This is a genomic window from Vibrio sp. 1402, from assembly GCF_033340275.1.
Window position 1 is genome coordinate 1 of the sequence record NZ_JAWOWE010000105.1, and the last position, 996, is coordinate 996.

The following is a 996-nucleotide window of genomic DNA, read 5'->3' on the forward strand; positions in this document are numbered from 1 at the left end:
GCCAGAGCGGGATTACCAAAGCTACCTGATTCAAATGTTGAAGTCGAACCTGCCTCACTAACCTTTGTAACGTGCCCGAGGGTATCGTCCTGATAGTGAGTTGCCCCTGCAGTATTATCTAAAATTGAAGAGATTCGGTTCTGTGCATTGTATATGTATTTTTTTTCTCTACCTGACCATTGCTGCTCGACTAATCGACCGACACCGTCATAAAGTTTGCTCTCTCTGAAACTCTCAGTTTCAGTGACAGAAAGCCTCCCCATAACATCATATTGGAACTTAATTTTTGGTAATGAGTCATTGCTAAACCGGATTTCGGAAAGCCTACCATTGGTGTCGTATGAAAAGTTAAGTGACGTCTTGTCTGGTAAGGTTTGCGAAACACGCTGTCCGACTCGGTTAAACTCTTCACCGATTTCAAATTGACCTTGAATACGCTTAGTTAAATGTCCAAATGAGGAATATTGATACTGTAGAGTTTGATGACGATTAGAGGCTAAAGTCAGTCTTCCACCTAACGTATAGTTAAAGTGATTCTCTACAATATTTTTTCCATTTCCCGCTTTAATATGCTGAAGAAAGCCAGCATCGTCATAGCGGTATAAAACGGTCCTATCTGCGACATCTTTTCGGATGATTCTTCCCATAGAGTCGTATTTGAATTGGCTGTGTAGCCCATCAAATCCAACGGTACCTGATAGTAAACCTTCACTGTCGTACAAAAACTCAAACTCTAGACCATCACTTCGAACTAATTTCGTTAGGTTACGTTGTTGATCGTACTCATAGGAAATATGGCTGCCATCAGGGAAGATTACCGCTTCTTGTTGAGCCAAAGCTCCCCATTGATAAGACGTGACACCTTCTGGTGTGTGTATCTGTGCAACACGACTAAACTCGTCATAAGCGTACTCTTCACTGTAACCGACTTGGTCTTCGTCGTTGAAATATCTTATCGATGTGCGGCGTCCGTAATCATCATAGGAAATCTGGGCA

Annotated in this window: 1 pseudogene; it reads right to left on the reverse strand. The window is 42.2% G+C overall.

From position 1 onward, the window contains the following. A pseudogene (locus R7044_RS24440) lies at window positions 1-996 on the reverse strand (type IV secretion protein Rhs); the annotation flags it as partial.